The sequence below is a fragment of the Candidatus Microthrix parvicella Bio17-1 genome, assembly GCF_000299415.1.
Taxonomy (GTDB): domain Bacteria; phylum Actinomycetota; class Acidimicrobiia; order Acidimicrobiales; family Microtrichaceae; genus Microthrix; species Microthrix parvicella.
The window spans coordinates 80706-101705 of record NZ_AMPG01000002.1 but is presented as its reverse complement, the minus strand read 5'-3'; the positions used below and the strand labels follow the sequence as shown (position 1 = coordinate 101705).

Genomic DNA, 21000 nt, shown 5'->3' with positions numbered 1-21000 from the left:
GGTCGGTTCAGCCGGTGAAACGCGGTGCCAGCGGTTCGGCGGCGCCGCTGGGGCCGGCCGCCGGATCGTCGGCCAACGAGTCGGCCCCGTCGGTGCCGGATGTCGGGTTGTCGCACACGCCGGTTTCGCCAGGTGGAGGCTCGACGCAGGGCTCGAAGTTCACCATCACCAGGTCGAGCTCGTGGGCGACCCCCTCGTCGTCGGTCTGGGTACCCCGGTAGCTGATGCCGGATGTGAGGTCCAGGGCGACCGTGCCCTCCAGGTCCAGTGGTCGACCATCGCCTCGGTCGTCCAGGTGCAGCCGCACCTTGACCGCATCCAGTCCACCCGAGATGTCTGCGGTCAGGTAGCCGCCATCGAGCTCGACGCGGTCGGAGAACAGGCAGAACCGCGTGATGGAGAACCGCTTGCCGTCCACCACCAGCCGACCGGCGACCGCACCGGCCACGTCAAAATCGTTGGGCAGCGGGGTGCGCGGCTCGTCGAGACGGGAGGTGGGCACCGGGACGAAGTCGATCCGCTCGTACGGGTTTCGGTCGCCCGTCTCCACGACGAGACCCAGGGTGTCATCGTCGACCGCCACCAGGTCGCTGTAGGCGGCCGGTCCGGGCACGATCAGCGGTCCGGGAGCCCAGTCGGCGCCCGTCGTGGAGGTCCACAGTGCCAGGCCGCGTCGATACGTGGGATCCGAGGGCGAGGCGAAGACGGCCCGGTCGCCATCGGGGGTGGTCAGCAGCGACCCCTGCACGACCGGCACGGTCACGGACGGGTCGACTTCGAGCGCCTGCCCGGATGGCCACCGGTCGAAGGAGGCACCACCGTCGCTCGACCGGGCGAAGATGCGGCCGGAGGCCTTGCTCGACGCGTTTCTCGATGACAGCACGAGCGTGCCGTCGGCCAGCTCGGCGATCGCGGTCTCGTCGGGGATCGGCCCGGAGTCCGGATCGGAGATCAGGGTGGCCCCGATCCGCCAGGACCGGCCGCCGTCGTCGGACACGACGAGCACCAGCGTCGCCTTGCCGTCGGCCGACGTGTCCGCAGCCGCCACCAGGCGTCCGGCCGAAGGGCCGACGGTGAGTTCGACGCCGTGGCCGGGTCCGGGCCGGAACCGGTCGATGACCGACTGCGGCACCTGCGGAGTGGTGCCGAGACCCAACGGTTCGGGCGGGCTCCAGCTTGCGCCGTCGTCGCTGGAGCGGCTGATCCTCAGGCCGCTGCCCTCCCGGCAGTGGTGGATGATCAGCACCTCGCCGGCGGTCGGACCGGTGGCGGGCGCCAACAGCACCGGGTCGGAGGGGATGCAGCCGACACCTTCGGTGAGCACGGGCGCCACCTCGGCCTTCGCACCCCAGGTTCGGCCGCCATCGGTCGACCGGCGCGACACGAGGGAGTGCGGGTCGCTGTCCAGCGGGGAGAGCGTCCGCTGCTCGGCCGCCACCACGATGGCGCCCGTCGGCGTGGTGGCGGCGCCGGGAATGCGGTAGGTGTCGACCCCGTCGGTGTCCCCCTGAAAGATGGTGACCGCACCCTCGGCCCGGGGGGCCGGCACGGCCGGTCCGGTTCGTTGCGGCGCGTCGGTCGTATCGCAGACGGCTGCCGAAGCGGATTGCCCGAACAAGGCCAGCAAGGCGAGGGCCGGTCCGACCAGGGCAAAGCGCCGGACACCACGGGGAGCGTCTGTCCGGCGCCACGTCGCTGGATTGATCATCGAGTTCATCTCCTGGTTGACCTGTGCGGTGAGCGTATCGGCCCTTGCGTCTCAGCTTGGGTGGCCTGCGCTCAGCCCTCGGTCGCCTGCGCTCAGCCCTCGGTCGCCTGCGCTCAGCCCTCGGTCGCCTGCGCTTTGGCCCAGCGGTAGTCGGCCTTGCCGGCGGGGGAGCGCACGATCTCGTCTCTCCAAACGATCGCCTTGGGCAACTTGTATCGGGCCACGTGCTTGGCGGCCTCGGTGAGCAACTCGTCCTCGGTGGCCGACGCGCCCTCGGTCAGCTTGACGATGGCGACCACCTCGTTGCCCCAGCGCTCCGAGGGTCGCCCGCACACCACCACGTCGATGACCCCCGGATGGGCGGAGATGGCCTGCTCCACCTCCTCGGCGAAGATCTTCTCGCCGCCGGAGTTGATCGTCACCGAATCGCGGCCGTACAGCTCGAGCGTTCCGTCGGCCAGGATGCGGCTGCGATCCCCCGGCACCGCATAGCGGACGCCGTCCAGTTCGGGGAACGTGCGGGCGGTCTTGGCCTCGTCGCCCAGATAGCCCAGCGGCACTCGGTTTCGCTGTCCCAGCCATCCCATCTCGTCGTCGCCGGGTTCGAGGACCCGGGTGAGGTCCTCGTTGAGCACGACCATGCCGGGGTGGGGCGAGAAGCGCCCGGTGGAAACATCGCCGCCGGCGCTCGAAACCTGTCCGGCCTGGGTGCCCGTCTCGGAGCTTCCCAGCCCATCGATCAACATGATGTTTGGGAGCGACTCCAACAGACGCTCCTTGATGGGCGCCGACAGGATGGCACCACCGGATGTGAGGACGAACAACGCGCTCAGGTCGGCGGGTTTGCCGCTCGCAGCCGAGGCATCGACGGCGTCCAGCAGGGGGCGGGCAAACGCGTCGCCCACCAGCAGCAGCACGTTGGCCTGCTCCCGTGCGAGCAGGTCGACCACCGAGGGCGCATCGAAGCGGTCGACCACGTCGGTCACCACCACGGTTCCCCCATTGGAGAAGGCGGTGAATGCCGCCCAGTGTGCCGCGCCGTGCATGAACGGCGGTGCGGGCACCGTCTTGGTGGGGTTGGCGGCTGCTGCGGCCGCCACGAGGGCGTCAACCGATTCCCATTCCTCGGGTGCGCCGAAGGGCCTGCCGCCAAGCGAGGAGACGTAAATGTCGGCCTGGCGCCACATCACGCCCTTGGGCATGCCGGTGGTGCCACCGGTGTAGAGGATGTAGAGGTCGTCCGGCGACCACGAGGCGCGAAGCGCCGGGTCGAGGTCGGTCGATGCGTCTGCCAAAGCCGCCTCATACCAACGGGCACCGTCCAACAGCGCGTTGCCCGAGTCGTCGTCCACCTGCAACAGCACCGTCAGATGGGGGAGCTGCGGCAATACCGCTGCCAGTGTGGGGGCGAACGCCGAGTGGTAGATGATGGCCCGGGCGCCGCTGTCCCTCAGCAGGTACAGCAACTCCTCGGCCACGTAGCGGTAGTTGACGTTGAAGGGGGCGGTGCGGGCCATGTAGGCGCCGATCATGCCCTCCAGGTATTCGTTGCCGTTGTGGAGGTACAGCGCCAGGGCATCCTGGCCGATTTCGTGGCTGGCCAGTTCGCCACGTTCGGTCTGGACGCCCAAACCTGCATCGGTCAGGACGTTTGCCAACTGATGGCAGCGATCCTGCACCTGGGCGTAGGTGAGGCGGAGGTCCCGAAACACGATGCACTCTCGGTCGGGTATGGCAGTGGCCAACGACTCGAACACCTCGGCGATGTTGGTCTGCAAGCTGGGCATGGGCACGCGGTCCCCCTGGTGCGACGGTTGAGCGATCGAGCCTAGGTGAGCAGGGGCTCCGTGCCGAAGAGAGGCGACCCCGGCGTAGGTCGAGCCCTCAGTCGCGGCAGACGGTGCCGTCCTCGGGCACGTCGAGGTGAACCAGGTATGCAGCGGTGATTTCGTCCACGCAGGGGTTGCCGTAACTGGTGTGTCCGGTGCCCTCATGGGTGAGAAGCACCGCGTTGTCCAGGTTCTGCGCCATCGCCTCGGCTTGGGCAAACGGCGTGGCTGCGTCCCCGGTGTTGCCCACCACCAGGATCGGGTTTGATGCGACGGCCTTGGGAAAGGGTCGGGGTTCCACCGGCTTCACGGGCCAGTTGGCGCACGGCAGCAGTTCGTTGCCGATGCTGCCCCCAAGACGGGGGGAGGCCTTCTCGAGTCGGGCGACGAACTCGGCCCACTCCTTGTCGCCGTCCGGGTGAGCCTGGTCGATGCACTCGATCGCCAGGTACGGGGTGTACTCAGCGCCTCCGTAATAGCGGTCGGCCAGGTTCAACAGCGCACTCGGGTCGCCGTCTTCGGCCTCGGTCAGGGCCTCTGCAAATGCCGGGCCCTCGTCGGGCGAGTAGGTGGCGGAGATGGCGGCGGTGGCCAGTTCGGCCGGGCCCAGGGTGAGGTCACCCGACCCGATCGGTTCGGACTCCACCCGCTTGGCCAACCTGTCGTACAACTTGGCTGTGCCGCCTTTGGGGCATGACGATCCACACGATGCAAAGATGGCGTCCAACGCGTCCTCGAAACCCTGGGTTTGGGCGGTGAGGAACTCTTCCAGATCGGCGTCGGGGTCGACCACGCCATCGAGCACGATCGCTCGGACCCGATCCGGGAACTCGTCGGCGTAGAACGATCCCAACGCGGTGCCGTAGCTGAAGCCGTAGTACGTCATCTGGTTTTCACCGAGCGCTCGCCGGAGCGCATCCATGTCCTTCACCGAGTCGCTGGTGGAGACATGAGGCAGCAGGTCGGCCGACGACGTCTCGCAATCGTTGGTGATCTGTTGGGCGGTGTCGTTGAGCGCCTTGGTTTCGGCAGCGTCGTCGGGTGAGGGGTCGAGTGCCCGGAAGTCGTCGACCGAATCGTCGCAGCTGACCGAGTCGCTGGAGTTGGTGCCGCGGGGGTCCCATCCAACAACATCGAACCGATCGTTCAGTTCGTCAAATGCCGGCTCCTGAAACACCCACTCCACCGTCTCCACCCCGGAGCCGCCCGGCCCACCGGGGTTGACCAACACCGAACCCTGTGATCTGCCGCTTGATGGTCGACGGGAAACGGCCAGGTTGAGGGTGTCGCCCTCCGGTTTGCTCCAGTCAAGCGGCACCACAAGGGTGGCGCACTGGAGTTGGCCGCAGTCGCTCCAGGACAGAGGTTCGGGGGCGTAGCCGCCGAGCGGGTCGTCCTCGACCAACACCGTGGTGGTGGGGCCGGAGGGTCTCGGCGACAGCACCGTCGTGCCGGATGCCTCACCCGAACCGCCGTCGCTGCGTCCGCCTGCCGCGTCGCCTCCCAGACCGGTGGAGCAGCCGCCAAAGAGGAGCGCAGCAAGCAGCACCATGGTGGTCGGCAGCCGAGTGGGTCGAGCGCCGTTGGCCGTGATCACCGAGATCGAGTGGATTGGGTCACTCGTAGTAACGGAAGATGATCTCGGCCACGCAGCTGGGCTTTGGCGCGTCCTCCACCTCGAAGGTGAACGTCATCGTGACCTGGGCGCCGTTGTTGGGCAGGTCCTCCAGCGAGTCCAGCTTGGCGCCGAGGCGCAACCTGGAACCGACCGGCACCGGCGAGGGAAAGCGAATCTTGCCCGCTCCGTAGTTGACGCCCATCTTCATGCCGGTGACGGTCATGATGCTGGGCATCAGCGCCGGGCCGAGTGACAGCGTGAGATAGCCGTGGGCGATCGGTCCGCCGAAGGGGCTCTCCTTCGCGGCGCGCTCGGGGTCGACGTGGATCCACTGGTGGTCGCCGGTGGCGTCGGCAAACGTGTTGACGCGCTCCTGGGTGATATCGAGGTACTCCGAATAGCCGAGGTGCTGCCCGACGAGTTCCTTCAGTCCTGCAATGCCATGTACTTCGGTAGCCATGGGCGAGAGTCTGCCACGCGCCGCCGGCGTGCCGGCAGCGGAGCCGGCTACTTGAACCAGGTGCTGACGTATCGCTGCGACTGGGAGTGCAACAACAGTGCCACCAGGGCGGCCTCGAAGAGCAGGTTGAGCGGTGAGCGCAGACCGATGATGTAGAGCAGGTCGAATCGTTCGACGGCGAAGGAGATGTATGCCCGAAGGATGAACGGGCTGAACGATGCCACCACGGCGAGGATGTAGCCGCGTTTTTCCTCGTTGGCGAGGCCGAGGCCGCCGACGAGGTAGGCAACGACGGAGAGGACCAGCAGAAGCATCCCGATCCCACCAAACCCCTTGGGACCGCCCAGGATGCCGATCACCAGAAAGAAGGCGTCGATATAGAGCAGAATGTTGGCGATCTGAAGTGTTTGGGGGAGTGACCGATTGGTCCAGCGACGTACTTCCATGAGGGTAAGTGTGCCAGGCGCGACGCAAACCGATCTGGTCGGCGTGTGCCTGGCGGCCGGCGCCGGCAGTCGGCTGATGCCGCTCACCCTGGAGCGGCCCAAGGTGTTGTGCCCGGTCGGTGGCCGCCCGATGCTGTCGTGGGCGCTCGATGCGCTGGTGGGGGTGGTTGAGGAGGTGGTGGTCAACGTGCACCATCACCCGGCGATCATGCTGGAGTACCTGAGCTGGGCGGTCGACACCGAGCGGGCGGGCGGCGGGCCGACGATGCAGTTTTGGCGGTCGTTTCATGGTCAGCGCCACGAGCGGCCGGTGGTTTCGAGCCTTCGGTCGCTCGGCTCGCTGGTGGGCGCGGCTCGGTCGCCCGACGTCTCCGGAATGCCTGCCGGCACCGGGGCACCGTCGCCGACGATCCAGGTCGTCGCCTCGGTGGAGGGTCCGGACGCGTTGGGTACGGCGGGGGCATTGGCCAACCTGGCCCATCACCTTGACGGCCGCTCGGTGCTGGCCGTCAACGCCGATTCCGTCTTCGACGCCGATCTGGCCGACGTGGTCGCAGCCTGGGACGGCGAGCGCCCGCTGGTGGCCCATGGCGGCCGGGATGGGTTCCGGCCCGGGGTGCCCGTCGTCGCCTCGATCACGCCGTGGAGTGCGATCGAGGCGTTGCCACGGTCGCCGTCGGGCCTATTTGGCCACCTCTGGCGGGACGCCCATGCCGAAGGTCGCCTGCAAAGCGTGCAGTTGGATTCGCCGGTGTTGGACTGCGGCACTCCGGCGTCGTACCTGGCGGCCAATCTGGCGCTCTTCGGTGGCGCCACTTCGGTGGAGGTCGGTCAGGTCGACGCAACCGGCGCAGGTGACATCGCCCGAGAGAACCCGGGCGACACCGTCGAGCCACACGAGGGTGTGACGCGCAGCGTGCTGTGGAGCGGCGCCAGGGTGGGTCCGGGGGAGCGCCTGGACGGAGCCGTGCGTACGTCGGACGGACGCACGGTCCTGGTACGGCCGGTGCCGTCAGCGCCCTGGTGAACGGGTGGGCGGCGCCACCTGAACCGCTGTTTCGGAGCTCGATGAGTCGGGGTTGGAGCGCGTGTGTGTCGAGGTGGCAACGGTCTCGGCCTGCTCGCGGCTGCGAGAGGCGAGCTGCCCACAGGCCGCGTCGATGTCGTCGCCACGGGTGTCGCGCACGGTCACGGTGATGCCGGCGCGGTCGAGCCGATCGCGTGCGGCGCGAACCCCGGCCGGGGCCGTGCCGGTGGTTGGCCATCCGGGCGTCGGGTTGAGCGGAATGAAGTTGACGTGCGCCCGGGCACGACGCGCAAGTGTAATGAGGGCGTCCAACTGCTCGGGGGTGTCGTTGACGCCGTCGATCAGCGCCCACTCGAAGCTGACCCGTCGCCCGGTGGTTGCCCGCCATGCGACGGCGGCGTCAACCAGTGATTTCAGGTTGTGGCGCCGGTTGATCGGCACCAGCTCGTTGCGCAACTCGTCGGTGGCGGCGTGCACGGAGATGGCCAGGCTGACCGGCAGGCCTTCACCTGCCAGCCGGGTGATGGCGGGCACCATGCCAACCGTTGACACGGTGAGGTGGCGTGCCGACAGCCCGACCTCGTCACGCAGGCGTCGCACAGCCGCCACCGTCGGTCCATAGTTCGCCAGCGGTTCACCCATGCCCATGAACACCACGTTGGACAGTCGCCGAGGCGACGCCTGCCGGGCCACCATCACCTGCTCGACGATCTCGCCCGCTGTGAGGTGCCGGGTGAAGCCGTCCTGACCGGTGGCGCAGAACCCACACGCCATTGCACATCCGGCCTGGCTGGACACGCACACGGTGGCACGGTCTCCGTAGATCATGAGGACCGTTTCGATGGTGGCGCCGTCGTGAAGACTCCAGAGCCACTTGGTGGTGTCCCCACCGTCACCGACGCTGCGACGAACCTCGGTGAGTCCGGAGGGGAAGGTCTCGGCAAACCCTGCCCGAAGCGACTTCGGCAGGTTGGTCCACGCTTCGGGCGGCGTTCCCTGCGTGTACAACCCGTCCCAAACCTGGTCCACCCGGTAGGACGGCGCCTTCGTAGGGCCGCGCCCCACAGCGGTTGCATCGCCCGAAAGCCAGGCGGCGATCCCGGCCCGGTCGACGTCGTAGGGCCCGATCGGACCCACCACACGACGGCTCATGAGCCGGCCCCCGGCCCGTAGGCGACATTGGTGTGGTGCACCGTGTAGCCGAGTCGTTCGTACAGCTTGAGCGCTCTGGTGTTGTCCGATTCGGTCCACAGCATGGCCTGCTCGGCGCCCCGAACCCGGTATTGATGGTCCATGCCCGCCTGCACCAGGGCCTGGCCCAGCCCCCGGCCCCGAGCGGAGGAAGCCGTTGCGATGACGTACACCTCGCCGAGCGCCACATCCGCGCCGGAGGCGTCTGTGGCGGAGGTGGCCGGGTGAAACTTGGTCCAACAGAAGCCCGCCAGCGCGTGGGTGGTGTTGGGTGGTCGGGTGCCATCTTGGATCGTCGCCGCCTCGAACTGCGCCGCATCGACGACGAAGAACCCGTCCAGGTCGACCCACGCTGCGGTCAACGTGGCAGCCATCCCGGCGTGGTTCTGGTGGCCTTGTTCGGGGTGCCACGAGAACGCCTGGTTGTTGAGTTCCAGCCAGGCATCCACATCCCGATCGGGGTCGAAGGTGCGCAATCCGGGAATGGGAGGGGGCGCCTCCATGGGAAGCGGGCGACGGAGCTGTACCAGGGTGCGGAGCCTCACCCATCCGGCCTTGGCCGCCACCCGTTCAACGACCTCTGGAGGTGCCTCGATCCACCACTGGATCTCCCCGCCGTCGTTCGCCAGTTCGCGCAGGTCCGCCGTCACCCCGGCCGCCTGCTCGGGTTGGTCCCAGGCGATGGCCGGGTAGCTGACGCGCAGGCCGGAGTCGGTGCGTTCTTCGGTGCGTGTGATGGGACCCATGCCATCAGGGTAGGTCCGACGTAGGGAGAACGACCCATGTGACCAAAGTCATAACTAGGTCGTTGGACGCGAAGAGTGGCCAAGGCCGCCGGCCAAAATTGAGAAGTCTCACCGCAGGACAGGCGTGTTTCCCCACGTCGTGGGGCGTTGGCCGCGGGGATGGCTCGCAGAGGGACTGAGATGGCCGGTCACGGCACAAAATGCACTCTGAGTGGTCGGTAGGGTCGGTCCATTCCTCACTGTGGGTGTGGATTTGGCGCGGTAGAAAGGTGGACACCGGGCGACGGGTTCGTTACATTTCTGCTTCGGCCAGGCTCCCGCCGCCTGGCCAAGCGGCGACATCGGGATCCCGCCACCCGGTTCGCCAACTGGAGCCCCTCCGGGGGCTCCAGTTTCTTTTTGGGTCATTGTGCTCAACCTTGGTGCAGAGGGCGCCATGGGTGGAACTGCCCACGACGGTGCCGGCCCTCCTCCCTCCGGCCCCCTCCCGTAGCATCGACCACATGCGTGCTGTTGTGCTCAAGTCGTACGGAGGCCCCGAGGTTCTGACCATTCGGGAGGTGCCTGATCCGACCCCCGGACCCACCGAAGTGGTGGTGGACATCGCCGCCACCGCGCTCAACCGGGCCGACCTGTTGCAGCGCCGGGGCCTGTATCCCGGCCCGTCGATGGATCACGAGATTCCAGGCATGGAGTACGCAGGCACCGTGCGGGAGGTGGGCAAGCGGGTCCACCAGCTTGCGGTGGGCGATCGGGTGATGGGCATCGTCGGTGGCGGGGCCTATGCCGAGGCGATCGCGGTCGACGAGCGCCAGGTCATGGCGGTGCCCGACGCGGTTGGGCTGCCCGCTGCGGCGGCGATCCCCGAGGCGTTCCTCACCGCATTCGACGCGTTGGTCGTGCAGGGCGGGCTGACGTCGGGCCGTTGGGCCTTCATCCACGCCGGGGCCTCCGGGGTGGGTACGGCAGGCATCCAGATTGCCAAGGCCATCGGTGCCCGGGTGATCGTTACGGCGTCGGAAACCAAGCTGGAGGCCTGCTCGGCCCTGGGCGCCGATCTGGTGATCGACTACCGCAACGAAGATGTGGTCGCCCGCACCAAGCAGGCCACCGGCCCTGTCGGCGTCCACACCGTACTGGACGTGGTCGGCGCCGACACGCTGGCCGCCAACCTGAAGATCGCAGCGATCGGGGCCCGCATCATTCAGGTGGGCACCATGGGGGGCGGCAGCGGCGACATCAACCTGGGTGCGCTCATGATGAAGCGGGTGGCGCTCATCGGCACGGTGCTGCGATCCCGACCGGCGGAGGAGAAGGCCACGCTCACACAGCGGGTGGCCACCGAGCTTCTCCCCATGTTCGACGGCGGACTGCTCAAACCGGTGATCGACACCACCTTCGCGGTTGAAGACATTGCAGCCGCACATGAACACATGGAGGCCAACGCCAACGTGGGCAAGGTGCTGATCACCATCGGCCCTGGGGCGTGAGCACGCCGCACATCTCGGCGCCCGACGGCGCGTTCGCTCCGTCGGTGCTGCTGCCGGGTGATCCCCTGCGTGCCCGGTGGATCGCCACCGAGTTGCTCAGCGACGCTTCGGAGGTGACCGAGGTCCGGGGCATCCTGGGCTACACCGGCAGCTGGCGAGGCCGACGTGTGTCGGTTATGGGCACCGGTATGGGCGTGCCCTCGATGAACATCTACGCCACCGAACTGGCGCGCCACTATGGAGTGACGCGCCTGGTTCGCATCGGTTCGTGCGGCGCCATCGACGACAGGGTGGGCCTGCGCGACCTGATCGTCGTGTCGGGCGCATCAACCGATTCCAGCGTCAACCGTCGCCTCGTGGCGGGCCACGACTTTGCGGCCACCCCCGACTTTGCGCTCACCCGGGCTCTGGTGGAACGCGCCGAGACGTCGCCTGCAAACGCCTCCCCCGAAGGCGGGTCGACATCGACCACGCACGTCGGACGGGTGTTCACCTCCGACACCTTCTATGGCCAGCCGGCCTCGGAGCTCGACCTCCTGCGTGCCAGTGGCCACCTGGCCGTGGAAATGGAGGCTGCCGGGCTGTTTGGTGTGGCGGCGAGCGAAGGTGTGGCCGCAGCGGCACTGCTCACCGTGTCGGACCATCTCAACGGCGACACCCACCTGAGCGCGCAGGAGCGCCAAGTGGGTTTCTCGGCAATGGCCGAGGTTGCCCTCGATGCGGTGACCGTCTGACTCCGTCGCCGTTTGGCTGACGCCGGGGCTCAGCGAATGGAGAAGGGCACGTAGTCGCGCTCGCCCGCACCGACGTAGATCTGGCGGGGGCGGATGATGCGCTGGTCCTGCTCGAGTAACTCGGTGTAGTGCGACAGCCAACCGGCCACGCGTGGGATGGCGAACAGCACGGTGAACATGTCCATCGGAAACCCCATCGCCTGGTAGATCAGGCCGGAGTAGAAGTCGACGTTGGGGTAGAGCTTTCGGTCGACGAAGTAGTTGTCGGCCAGCGCCACCTCCTCCAGCTTGAGCGCAATATCCAACAGCGGGCTCTTGCCGGTGACGTCGAACACCTCGTAGGCGGTGTTCTTGATGATCGTGGCCCGGGGATCGAAGTTCTTGTAGACCCGGTGGCCGAAGCCCATCAGGCGCTCCTCGCCGGCCTTGACCCGGTCGATGAAGGCGGGCACGTTGTCGATGGAGCCGATGCGTTCCAGCATGTGCAGCACCGCCTCGTTGGCGCCGCCGTGGCGGGGTCCGTACAGCGCCGAGGCCGCAGCGGCCGTGGCCACGTAGGGGTCGGCGTGGGCCGAGCCGACGGTGCGCATTGCGGTGGTTGAGCAGTTTTGCTCGTGGTCGGCGTGCAGGATGAACAGCACGTCGAGCGCTTTGGCCAGCACCGGGTTGGCGTCGTAGCGGGGCTCGGCGGTCTTGAACAGCATCGACAGGAAGTTGGCCGAGAAATCGAGGGAGTTGTCCGGGTAGACGAAGGGCATGCCCCGGCTGAATCGGTAGGCGCCGGCGGCCAGGGTGGGCATCTTGGCGATCAGGCGCACGATCTGCTTGCGCCGCACCTCGGGGTCGAAGATGTCCTTGGCCTCGGGATAGAAGGTGGACAGCGCCGCAATGGTGGCCACCAGGATGCCCATCGGGTGGGCGTCGTGATGGAAGCCTTCGAGGAACTTCTTGCGCACGTTCTCATGGATGAACGTGTGATGGGTGATCTCGTAGCGCCAGGTTTCGAACTCTTCGGCGGTGGGCAACTCGCCGTTGACCAGCAGGTACGCCACCTCGAGGTACGACGAACGTTCGGCCAGCTGCTCGATCGGGTAGCCCCGGTAGCGCAGAATGCCGTTGACGCCGTCCAGTTCGGTGACGGTCGAATCGGCGGCGGCGGTGGTGCCGAACGACGGATCGTTAAACCAGACGCCGGGCATCAGCTGGTTCCAGGGTTTGGAGTCCACCCCGCCCTGATCGATGGGAATCTCGACGGATTCGCCGCTGCGGTTGTCGGTGATGGTGATGGATTCGGTCACATGCTCATGGTAGCGAGACGCGCCGATGCTCACTGCCCACCCTGGGGTGATCTGGCCCGAAGCCCACCCTGTTTGGCGGCCGACTCACTCACCACATCGATAATCGCCTGCGCAACGGTGCGGGCCGCCGCCGAGGGCATCCGCTTTCGTCGACGCGCCAGCCCCACGGTCCGGCCTTCGATGTCGGTAATGGGTAGTGCCACCCAACGGTCACCGCCGTCGAAGGGAGCGGCTGACGCGGGCAGGATGGCGGCGCCGAAACCGGTGAAGGCCAGCGATGCGATCAGCCGCAGGCCCTCGATCTCCGCCTTGGGCTTCAGCACCACCCCGGCCGCAGCGCAACGTTCGTCGAGCAGTGCCCGGTACCGACTCCCAGGCACATCGAGAATCATTTCCCAACCGTCCAGGTCGGCCACGGACACCTGGGTGCGGTCGGCCAGCGGGTGGTCCGTGCCCACCACCAGCACCAGGTCCTCGTCGAACAGCGATTCCATGGAGATTGCGGGGTCGTTCCCCGCGTAGGACACCACGGCGAGGTCCAGGTCACCCTCCGCCACCCGGGGCAACAGCACCGAGGTGGTGCCGTCCAGCAGGGTCAGCGCAATACCCGGGTGGTTCGCGGCCAGGTGATTGAGCAGCAGCGGCACCAGCCACCTGGCGGTGGTACCGATCACCCCCAGCCGTACTGCGCCGATCACCTCGTCGCGCAGCGCCGCCAGGTCTGACGCCAGCGCATCAAGCTCCCGTTCGATGCGCAGCGTTCGGGAGGTCACCAGCGCGCCTTCGGGGGTGAGTTGGTTGTTTTCCCGGTCCACCAGCGTGACCCCCAACTCCCGTTCCAACCGGGCGACGTGGGCCGACACGTTGGACTGCACGGTTGACAGCGACCGGGCCGCCGCCGAGAAGCTGTGATGGTCGCCGACGGCGCTGAGTGCACGAAGTGCTTTGAGTTCCACGTCGGCAGCGTACCCGACCCATCTGAATTTACGATGTAAAGTATCTTCTCAAACTGTTTGCAGCATTGCGTGCTCGGGCTTATGGTGTCTTTATCAAGTCGCCGAGGGGAATCAATCCCCCCTCATCTCCTCGGCCTCCAACCGACGGTTACGTCCCCCCGTACCGCGGTTCACACTGAAGGGCCGGCTCCCCCCGCCGGCCCTTCAGTTCTTTTTGGGGACGGGTTCTGCGGAGCTTAACTGGGCGTGAGTTCGGGGATGCACGGACCCAATCCAAGCTCGTGGAGCCCTCGAAGGTCACCGTCGCCAAAGTGGGTCGTTTCGATGTTGCTCTCGGGGTACATGAGCTGCGACGGGTCATCAACGTGATCAAGACCAACCAGGTGACCGGCCTCGTGTTGCACCACCGACCTCGCCGCTGACTGGCCGTCCGGTGCTTCGGCGATGATCTCGGCGATCTGCGAGCCATCCAGCATGATGATGCCGGTGACGTAACCGGTCGATTGCCTGCTCACCTCGCTGTCGGCAGTCGAGCGGGTGACGCGGTACGAGGTGCTCCCGGCCTGTCCGGCCACGGCTCCGGCCAGGCCGGGTACCACATCGGGGTTGCTCCAGGCGATCAGCACCGGTGCCCAGTCGGCGCCGTAGCGGTTCGGCTGGACGCTCTCCCTGTTGGGTCCGGGTGATTCGTCCGTTCGTCCCACGGGTTTGAACACCAGGCCGGTGGCGGCGCTCACCTCGGCCAACGCATCAGTGATCAGCCGGTCGCCGTTCGGCGGCGCGTCCGCGTCGTTGATGACGTAACGAATGGGGCGGCATGGGTCGTAGGTCACCGGTGCGTCCGCGTCGGGGCGCATGGCGATGAACCGGTAGGGGCCGCTTCCGGTCGGAAGTGCCGGCGGGCCTCCCAGGGGGGTTTCCGATTCTGCAACAGGTTTCTGGTTCGTTTTGCCCGCTGGGTCCGCAGGCAGCTCTTTCGGCTCAACCCGGTCGACCATTGCGTCACCTCCGGTCCAGGCCGGTGCTGCGCGTTCGGTCAGCTTTGGCGTCAGAACGACCGCGAGCCCGGTGGCAACCATGGCTGTGATGACGGCGATCAGCAGCAATCGCAGCACGGACGGCGGTCGAGACCTTCTCTGGGGACGAATCTCGGCGGCGCCCCAGCCACCGCGCGGAACCGGGGCGGTTTGCGCCGGAGCGATGCTCTCTGCGGTCAGCCGTTCGTGGAGGGCCCGCTGGCGTTCAAGCCGTGCAGCCTCTCGTTGGCGCTCCTCGGCGGACGGCTCCAGCGGCGGCGCACCATATTTGCCACCGGCTGTAAGTTCGGCCGGGTCAAACCACCACGGCGAGTTGCTGGATCCTGATTCGCCGTCGGTGGGGTCCCACTGGTCATCAGCAGGGGAGTCGGGTGGCGCCACCCTGAAAGCGTAGCCAGGACGGCATTCAGGCTGGTTACCTGTTCAGGATCAACCTTCTTCTGGGCAGGGTTCGGTGATCACAGTTCCGGGATGCAGGGGCCCTGGCCCAGCTGATTCAGGCCGCGTCGGTCGCCTGCCTGAAACTCGTTGATTCCGAGGGAGCCCTCGGGGTTCATCAGCTGCGTGGGGTCGGGCACGTGATCGAGTCCCAGCAGGTGGCCCACCTCGTGCGTCACGACCGCCAACGCTGCTCGGCGGCCCTCGGGTCCTTGCGCGAGGAGCTCGGCGATTTGTGGTCCATCCAACGCAATGTGGCCTGAGACGAACACCGAGGTGCGGTCCACGCGTTTGCCGTCCACTTCGACGTCGTCCACCTCCAACCATGAACTCCCGCCCAGACCGGCGACGGCACCTGCAAGCGTCGACTCGTTCTCGGGGCTGGTCCACCCAATCAGCACGGGCGCCCAGACGTCACCGTAACGATCGGGTTGGTAGGCCTTGCGAGCGGCCGAGGGGGCCTCGTCGGTGGGGCCAACCGCTTCGAACACCAGGCCGGTGGCATCGCTGGCCGCAACCAGCGCCTCCTGCACCATCAAGTCGGCCCCGGGCGGGGCCTCGGCGTTGTTCACGACGTAACGAATGGTTCGGCAGGGGTCGTAGGTGACGGGGCGTTCGGGGGCGTCGGGCCGCATGGCGATGAAGGCAAAGTTCCCGTCGGCGGTGGGTAGGGGAGGAGGCGTTCCGAGCGGGGTGGGCGACGGGTCGTCTTGGGGCGTCGGTCGGTCCACCTGGGTGCTCTGCTCGCCGAAGTTGCCGGTACCGCCCGCCCAGCCCAGGCCGCCCTCACCCGACCCGGCCCAGCGTTCGGCCGTGAGGACGGTGGCGATCAGCGCAATCACAGCCAAAATTGCGACAAAACGGTTGTTGCCAGGGCGTCTGCGTCGTCGCCTCAGCCGACTCTTTGTTGGGGCGGAGGCCATCCGGGCATTGTCGAGCTGTTGTTGCGCCGCCAATCGCTCGGCCAGGGCTCGCTGACGGCGGACACGCTCGGTTTGTTGCTCGTCGGGTGGCCAGGAGCCCGGTGGTGGCCTCATCGTCACCCTTTGATGCTACCGACCGCCACCCAGCCTCCGGTCCTCGCTCTGAGCGTCCGCTGTTTGGGTCATGCGCGCAAGAGGTCCCAAGCGAGGTCAGCCGCCCTGCCACTGCAAGCGTGAGGCAGAGTGGCGCAGTTCCGGGATCATGGCTTCCCGGACAGTGCAGAGCAGCGTCGGGTTGGCGACGCTGTTGTGACCCCTTCCTGAGAGCGCCGGCGCCTGGTCGGTGACGGCCCCACCGTGGGGGCCTGGGTCACGTCCGGCCCGGCCAGTTTCCATCGGTGCTGTTGCACTCGTGTGCAGAGCCTCAAGGGACGCTCCGACATGCTCCGCTGCGCTGGTTCCTCGCTTCGCTGTCCATGTCTGCGCTCTACGCCCTTAACCCGCCGCCCCCGAGCCCACCCTGTCGACACATGGTCGAGGCGCCGTTCCGGACGCCTCAACCGTCCCGAAACCTCAGTACCGACAGGAGCCACCCAACATGGGCCGATCACTTGCGGACCTCGCAGCACTCGCCACCGATCCGAACCTGGACCCGGACGAGCGCATGTGCCACGCCGCAACGCTCACCAACCGAGCGCACGCCACGACAGCCGCACTCGCCCGTACGTGCGCCGTCCGGGGAGAGGAGACCTTGGAGGACTCGGGGAACGTTCTGGCCATGTCAGCGGGGGACGTGGGCCGCCTGGTTGGCTGGAAGCAACTGCGCCTTGTTGGCGTTGGCTGAGTGTCGGCGGGCGCCCCGAGCGTGGCGCCGTACTGGGCGGTGCTCGCTGTGCTGCGCTCCGCTCCGCTCCGGGCGGCGCTCCTGTTCGGCGCTGCCGCCGTCGTTCAGACACCGGCCCGGACCGCCAAGTTCGACCCAGCACCAACCAACCTGAGCCACGAACCCCGATCACCAAGCCACGTATTTACCGGATGCAGTGATACAGAACGGCACCCCACCTGGTACGTCTCCTCCGCCAGCGAGGAGGACAACCGTCACATCGGAAACAGGCGGGGTCGACGCTCACCGGGCGAACTGCAGGTGGGCGACCATGACTGGAGCGCTCCAGTCGGGGGCGTCGTCGAGAGACTGGGGCCCTAACGCGATCAGGATCCAAGCCCAGGTAGTCGCAACGGGCGTACCCTGCCGCTGCGCAGCAAGAAGACCAACGGTTCGCCATCGGCAGTCACACCGGGTCGCTACGATTTGACTACACACATCGGTTCGGAGCAGCGGTGCACAGCAGTCACGACGGGATACAACAGAACGCGCTGACCGCAGCAGTGCCACTGAGCAGCCAGGGGACTGGCGGGCACCTCAACCCCGCACCGCCCTCTCGGCCTGCGGTCGAAACGCTACGTTCATGAAGGGAACGGCAAACAACTGATGGGATTCCTAGACAAGCTGAGGGGCCGCAAGGTCGTCAGCGGTCCTCCCACCTCAGGGCAACCGGTTTCCCGGCCATCTCGCACCCGTCCGCAAAGTGGAGAGATCACGTGGGTTCCGGCTGGTCAGCCTTTCCAGGTGGACGGACAGGTAATCGCAGGCGGGCTGCTCTATGTCGGGTCACGGGCACGTTCCGGCGACGGCCAGACCTTCGAGCCCGCTCTGATTGACCCATCACTTCCTGTGCAGTGGAGGCGGCCCGACCTGACCGGGGCCACGATGGGCTACTGGCCGTCCTACGGTGCCCTGGACCCGTCGGCCCGCGCCGGCTACCTCAACTGGCTGCTCGGTGGACGGTCCGATCCCAACGCGTATATCGGCTTCGTTTTCTTGTACTTCTACGGGTTTGAGCGCCGCTTCCTTGTCGACCTTGGATCGAACTCGAACCACCCTGACGCTGCGCTCATCACCGCCGAGGTCCTTCGACTCCTGGCGATCTACGGCGACAACGGGTCTTTCCAGATGTACGCAGGTCGTTTCCTCGCGCTGATCGAGACCATTTCAGCAATGACGGCCCCAGTCACCCCACCTGCTTGGGCATCAGTGCCACGAAGCTGGGAGATCCCGCCGGTCGTTCGGGTCGGCCTCGGCCGGTACGTCGCCGCTAAACAACCGATCCCTGCCGAGTGGGCTCTCGCGTTTCTACGGTTGCACCCCGAGGCGAACCTGCGTACCCCTGCCACTCGGTGCACCGACGAGTTCGACGAGCTTTTCGTTCAGCGGTACCGGGCCAAGTTCGGCGACGGGATCGTGGCCCGGATTCCCAAGGCCCGCGTCGAAGTTCACTATCAGCCTGCATCGGGCGGTCTGCGCGGCGACTACCGCCAGCGGCTCGAAGACGTCCCCGATGTCTGTGCATCCAAAGCACTGTTCGACAAGATCCGTGAGGTCGAGGCGAGCTGCACTGACTCCCTCGACGCTTACAGCCGGTTCCTTGGACGGAACCCAGATGGTGCCAGCGAACCTGCAGCGCTCGGCCTGCTCCCCGACGAACTACTCGCTACCCGTGGCGGTGCCACCCTCGACAGTCTCCGAACCTGGGGTGCAACTCTCGCTGAACAGGGCGCTGTGGCAGTACTGCTCGACGACGTCGTGCAGCGTTGGGCCCCCGGGCGCACAGAGAAGCTCACGAAGAAAGACGCGGTATCCCTCGCTTCGCTGCTTGCCAAGTTCAACATCGGTATCGAACCCGACGTCCGGTTCGGTGGCAAGACACCCACGCCAGGTTCCACAGCGGTGGTGTTCATCCTGCCAGACCAAGCACCCGCGGCACCATCGGCCCCATACGCTGCGGCTGCAGCCCTCGTGCATCTCACAGCGGTCGTTGCGTCATCCGACGGCAGCATCGACGACGGCGAGCGGCTCCACCTCGCACGGCACCTTGAAGCATCGCTCGAACTCGACGGACCCGAGCGGGCCCGGCTCAACGCCCACTTCACCTGGCTGACCGTCGGCAAACCAAGCCTTACCGGCGTCAAGACCAAGGTCAACGCGCTCTCTGTGGCGCAACGCAGTGCCATCGGCCTGTTCCTCGTCGACCTCGCCGCCGCAGACGGGGTCGTCAGCCCCGAAGAGATCACCACGCTCACGAAGCTCTACAAGCTGCTCGGAATCGACGAAAGCGAGCTCTACCGGACGGTCCACACCCTCGGCACCGACACCGACACCGGCCCGCTGACCGTCCGCACTGCCGACTACGACGCGCCCCGCCATGCCATCCCAGCACCAGACCCTGCAGGTACCGGTATCCGCCTCGACCCAGCCAAAGTCCAAGCACGAATGGCCGAGACAGCAACTGTCACCGCCCTACTCGCCGACATCTTCACCGAAGAAGACCCCCCGGCCGATCCGGTGCCGTCAGCGCCTTCACCAGATGACTCCGACGGTGTGACGATCGAGGGCCTCGACAGCGCCCACAGCGCTCTCGCCGCGCACCTCCTAGCCCAAACCACATGGGAACGGGCCGACGCTGAGAAAGCCGCTGGGAACCTCGGGCTTCTAATGTTGGCGGGTGCCATCGACCGCATCAACGAGGCCGCCATGGACATTTGTGGCGAACCTCTCATCGACGGGGATGACCCGCTCGAACTCAACCACTACGCCGCCCAGGAGCTCTACGAATGACCGGACAACGCTCAGCACCCGCACCGATCCGGCCCCGCGAACGCGACGCCATCTTGCAGTCGCTGCGCGCCGGAGTTGTCCCTCGCATCGGCCAACAGCACATCCAAGTCGGTAGAGCCAACGAGGTCACCGCCCTTCTGGCTGACATCGAACGCATCGCCGACGGCGGGTCCGCAATCCGGTTCGCTATCGGCGAGTACGGCGCCGGCAAGTCGTTCTTTCTAAACCTCATTCGTTCCATCGCTCTCGAGCGAAAACTCGTCACCGTGCACGCCGACCTCGCCCCAGACCGCCGTCTCCACGCCACCGGTGGTCAAGCAAGAAGCCTGTACGCCGAACTAATGCGCAACGTGTCCACCCGGGCCAAGCCTGACGGCGGTGCCATGCCCTCGATCATCGAAAGGTTCGTTGCCGACAGCCTCACCGCATCCACCAGTCGCGGCGTCGCACCCGAGATCGTGATCCGTGAGCGGCTCGCCGAACTCGAAGAGATGACTGGCGGCTACGACTTCGCTGAGGTTATCGCCGCGTATTGGCGAGGACACGACACCGGCAACGAACAACTCAAGGCAGATGCCGTGCGATGGTTGCGTGGCGAGTTCACCACCCGCACCGACGCCCGCGCCGCGCTCGGTGTCCGAACGATCATCGACGACTCGACGTTCTACGACCACCTCAAACTCTTCGCCCGATTCGTGCGCCTCGCCGGCTTCTCTGGCCTGCTCGTCAACCTCGACGAGCTCGTCAACTTGTACAAACTGTCGAACACACAGGCCCGCAACGCCAACTACGAGCAACTCCTACGGATCCTCAACGACTGTCTTCAAGGTTCCGCCGTCGGGCTCGGGTTCGTTCTTGGCGGCACCCCCGACCTTCTGCTCGACACCCGACGTGGCCTCTACTCGTATGCAGCACTCCAATCTCGTCTCGCTGAGAACACTTTCGCCGGCGCTGGCCTCGTCGACTACTCCGGGCCAGTGCTTCGCCTCCCGAACCTGGCACCTGAGGACATGTATGTCCTGCTCGACAAGCTCCGTCACGTCTACGCCGGCGGGATCCCCAACAATTACCTGGTACCTGATGAGGCGCTCACAGCGTTCATGACCCATTGCTCAACACGGGTCGGCGACGCCTACTTCCGGACCCCTCGCACCACGATCAAAGAGTTCATCAACCTTCTCGCCGTCCTGGATCAGAACCCCGACATCGAGTGGTCCGAGCTTGTAGAACGAGTCGAACTGGCTCCGGAAACCAACCCGGACCTTGCCCCGCTCAGCGAAGACGAGCCCGCACAGCCTCTGACGGCTACTGCTCCCACGCAGGCACCGGACGCCCCGATCGAAGAGGACGATGACGACCTCGCCACCTTCAAGCTCTGAATCGAGCGGATCGCAGTCATTCCCCCGGCTGCACCCGTCCATGCAGC

General features: G+C 66.7%; 17 protein-coding genes. 6 read left to right on the top strand and 11 right to left on the bottom strand.

Annotated elements, in window-relative coordinates; translation table 11 throughout:
* Window positions 1-7: 7 nt before the first annotated feature.
* The 5 genes from MPARV_RS0108615 to MPARV_RS0108590 form a co-directional block, all read right to left on the bottom strand.
* Window positions 8-1708, bottom strand: a complete 1701-nt coding sequence (locus MPARV_RS0108615) for a sialidase family protein (protein WP_157789527.1) — start codon at window positions 1706-1708, stop codon at window positions 8-10.
* Between the two features lie 113 nt (window positions 1709-1821).
* Window positions 1822-3495, bottom strand: a complete 1674-nt coding sequence (locus MPARV_RS0108605) for an acyl-CoA synthetase (protein ID WP_020377953.1) — start codon at window positions 3493-3495, stop codon at window positions 1822-1824.
* A 97-nt stretch (window positions 3496-3592) separates the two neighbouring features.
* Window positions 3593-5134: an alpha/beta hydrolase gene (locus tag MPARV_RS0108600; protein WP_020377952.1), complete on the bottom strand. Its 1542-nt coding sequence runs from the start codon at window positions 5132-5134 to the stop codon at window positions 3593-3595.
* A gap of 19 nt (window positions 5135-5153) precedes the next feature.
* Window positions 5154-5615, bottom strand: coding sequence for a MaoC family dehydratase (locus MPARV_RS0108595; protein WP_012228867.1), 462 nt, complete (start codon window positions 5613-5615; stop codon window positions 5154-5156).
* Between the two features lie 47 nt (window positions 5616-5662).
* Complete coding sequence (locus tag MPARV_RS0108590; protein WP_012228866.1) at window positions 5663-6061, bottom strand: hypothetical protein; 399 nt, start codon at window positions 6059-6061, stop codon at window positions 5663-5665.
* Here MPARV_RS0108590 and MPARV_RS0108585 point away from each other — a divergent pair.
* Window positions 6060-7088, top strand: coding sequence for a nucleotidyltransferase family protein (locus MPARV_RS0108585; RefSeq protein ID WP_081582189.1), 1029 nt, complete (start codon window positions 6060-6062; stop codon window positions 7086-7088). The genes MPARV_RS0108590 and MPARV_RS0108585 overlap by 2 nt on opposite strands.
* Here the strand turns inward: MPARV_RS0108585 and rlmN are convergent.
* Both rlmN and MPARV_RS0108575 read right to left on the bottom strand, forming a co-directional pair.
* On the bottom strand, window positions 7074-8240 hold the full coding sequence (gene rlmN / locus MPARV_RS21135) for a dual-specificity RNA methyltransferase RlmN (protein ID WP_012228860.1): 1167 nt from the start codon (window positions 8238-8240) through the stop codon (window positions 7074-7076). The genes MPARV_RS0108585 and rlmN overlap by 15 nt on opposite strands.
* Window positions 8237-9025: a GNAT family N-acetyltransferase gene (locus MPARV_RS0108575; RefSeq protein WP_020377950.1), complete on the bottom strand. Its 789-nt coding sequence runs from the start codon at window positions 9023-9025 to the stop codon at window positions 8237-8239. Before MPARV_RS0108575 ends, rlmN begins: the two co-directional genes overlap by 4 nt.
* Window positions 9026-9528: 503 nt before the next feature.
* Between MPARV_RS0108575 and MPARV_RS0108570 the strand changes: the two genes are divergently transcribed.
* Window positions 9529-10515, top strand: a complete 987-nt coding sequence (locus MPARV_RS0108570) for an NAD(P)H-quinone oxidoreductase (protein ID WP_020377949.1) — start codon at window positions 9529-9531, stop codon at window positions 10513-10515.
* A complete protein-coding gene (deoD, locus tag MPARV_RS0108565) occupies window positions 10512-11249 on the top strand; it encodes a purine-nucleoside phosphorylase (RefSeq protein WP_020377948.1) in 738 nt (245 codons plus the stop codon). The genes MPARV_RS0108570 and deoD overlap by 4 nt, the downstream gene beginning before the upstream one ends.
* A gap of 29 nt (window positions 11250-11278) precedes the next feature.
* On the opposite strand, the gene MPARV_RS0108560 is transcribed toward deoD, so the two are convergent.
* The 4 genes from MPARV_RS0108560 to MPARV_RS21125 form a co-directional block, all read right to left on the bottom strand.
* Window positions 11279-12547, bottom strand: a complete 1269-nt coding sequence (locus tag MPARV_RS0108560) for a citrate synthase (RefSeq protein WP_031277876.1) — start codon at window positions 12545-12547, stop codon at window positions 11279-11281.
* A gap of 29 nt (window positions 12548-12576) precedes the next feature.
* Complete coding sequence (locus MPARV_RS0108555; RefSeq protein ID WP_012228854.1) at window positions 12577-13503, bottom strand: LysR family transcriptional regulator; 927 nt, start codon at window positions 13501-13503, stop codon at window positions 12577-12579.
* A 236-nt stretch (window positions 13504-13739) separates the two neighbouring features.
* On the bottom strand, window positions 13740-14921 hold the full coding sequence (locus MPARV_RS21130) for a matrixin family metalloprotease (RefSeq protein WP_020377947.1): 1182 nt from the start codon (window positions 14919-14921) through the stop codon (window positions 13740-13742).
* Window positions 14922-14998: 77 nt separating this feature from the next.
* Complete coding sequence (locus tag MPARV_RS21125; RefSeq protein ID WP_081582188.1) at window positions 14999-16015, bottom strand: matrixin family metalloprotease; 1017 nt, start codon at window positions 16013-16015, stop codon at window positions 14999-15001.
* A gap of 484 nt (window positions 16016-16499) precedes the next feature.
* Here MPARV_RS21125 and MPARV_RS0108540 point away from each other — a divergent pair, with 484 nt between their 5' ends.
* The 3 genes from MPARV_RS0108540 (at window position 16500) to MPARV_RS0108525 (ending at window position 20953) form a co-directional block, all read left to right on the top strand.
* On the top strand, window positions 16500-16745 hold the full coding sequence (locus MPARV_RS0108540; RefSeq protein ID WP_020377945.1) for a hypothetical protein: 246 nt from the start codon (window positions 16500-16502) through the stop codon (window positions 16743-16745).
* Window positions 16746-17390: 645 nt separating this feature from the next.
* Window positions 17391-19574, top strand: a complete 2184-nt coding sequence (locus MPARV_RS0108530; protein WP_081582187.1) for a tellurite resistance TerB family protein — start codon at window positions 17391-17393, stop codon at window positions 19572-19574.
* Window positions 19571-20953 (top strand): ATP-binding protein, encoded by a 1383-nt coding sequence (locus MPARV_RS0108525; protein WP_020377942.1) that lies wholly within the window; start codon window positions 19571-19573, stop codon window positions 20951-20953. Before MPARV_RS0108530 ends, MPARV_RS0108525 begins: the two co-directional genes overlap by 4 nt.
* Window positions 20954-21000 lie beyond the last annotated feature (47 nt).

What these genes read in the sequence shown, in the direction of transcription:
- MPARV_RS21125 (WP_081582188.1), bottom strand. Translation starts at nt 16,015, where the DNA reads ATGAGGCCACCACCGGGCTCCTGGCCACCCGACGAGCAACAAACCGAG.
- MPARV_RS0108530 (WP_081582187.1), top strand. Translation starts at nt 17,391, where the DNA reads ATGGGATTCCTAGACAAGCTGAGGGGCCGCAAGGTCGTCAGCGGTCCT.
- MPARV_RS0108615 (WP_157789527.1), bottom strand. Translation starts at nt 1,708, where the DNA reads ATGATCAATCCAGCGACGTGGCGCCGGACAGACGCTCCCCGTGGTGTC.
- MPARV_RS0108575 (WP_020377950.1), bottom strand. Translation starts at nt 9,025, where the DNA reads ATGGGTCCCATCACACGCACCGAAGAACGCACCGACTCCGGCCTGCGC.
- MPARV_RS0108590 (WP_012228866.1), bottom strand. Translation starts at nt 6,061, where the DNA reads ATGGAAGTACGTCGCTGGACCAATCGGTCACTCCCCCAAACACTTCAG.
- MPARV_RS0108570 (WP_020377949.1), top strand. Translation starts at nt 9,529, where the DNA reads ATGCGTGCTGTTGTGCTCAAGTCGTACGGAGGCCCCGAGGTTCTGACC.
- rlmN (WP_012228860.1), bottom strand. Translation starts at nt 8,240, where the DNA reads ATGAGCCGTCGTGTGGTGGGTCCGATCGGGCCCTACGACGTCGACCGG.
- MPARV_RS0108595 (WP_012228867.1), bottom strand. Translation starts at nt 5,615, where the DNA reads ATGGCTACCGAAGTACATGGCATTGCAGGACTGAAGGAACTCGTCGGG.
- MPARV_RS0108605 (WP_020377953.1), bottom strand. Translation starts at nt 3,495, where the DNA reads ATGCCCAGCTTGCAGACCAACATCGCCGAGGTGTTCGAGTCGTTGGCC.
- MPARV_RS0108525 (WP_020377942.1), top strand. Translation starts at nt 19,571, where the DNA reads ATGACCGGACAACGCTCAGCACCCGCACCGATCCGGCCCCGCGAACGC.
- MPARV_RS0108540 (WP_020377945.1), top strand. Translation starts at nt 16,500, where the DNA reads ATGGGCCGATCACTTGCGGACCTCGCAGCACTCGCCACCGATCCGAAC.
- MPARV_RS0108585 (WP_081582189.1), top strand. Translation starts at nt 6,060, where the DNA reads ATGAGGGTAAGTGTGCCAGGCGCGACGCAAACCGATCTGGTCGGCGTG.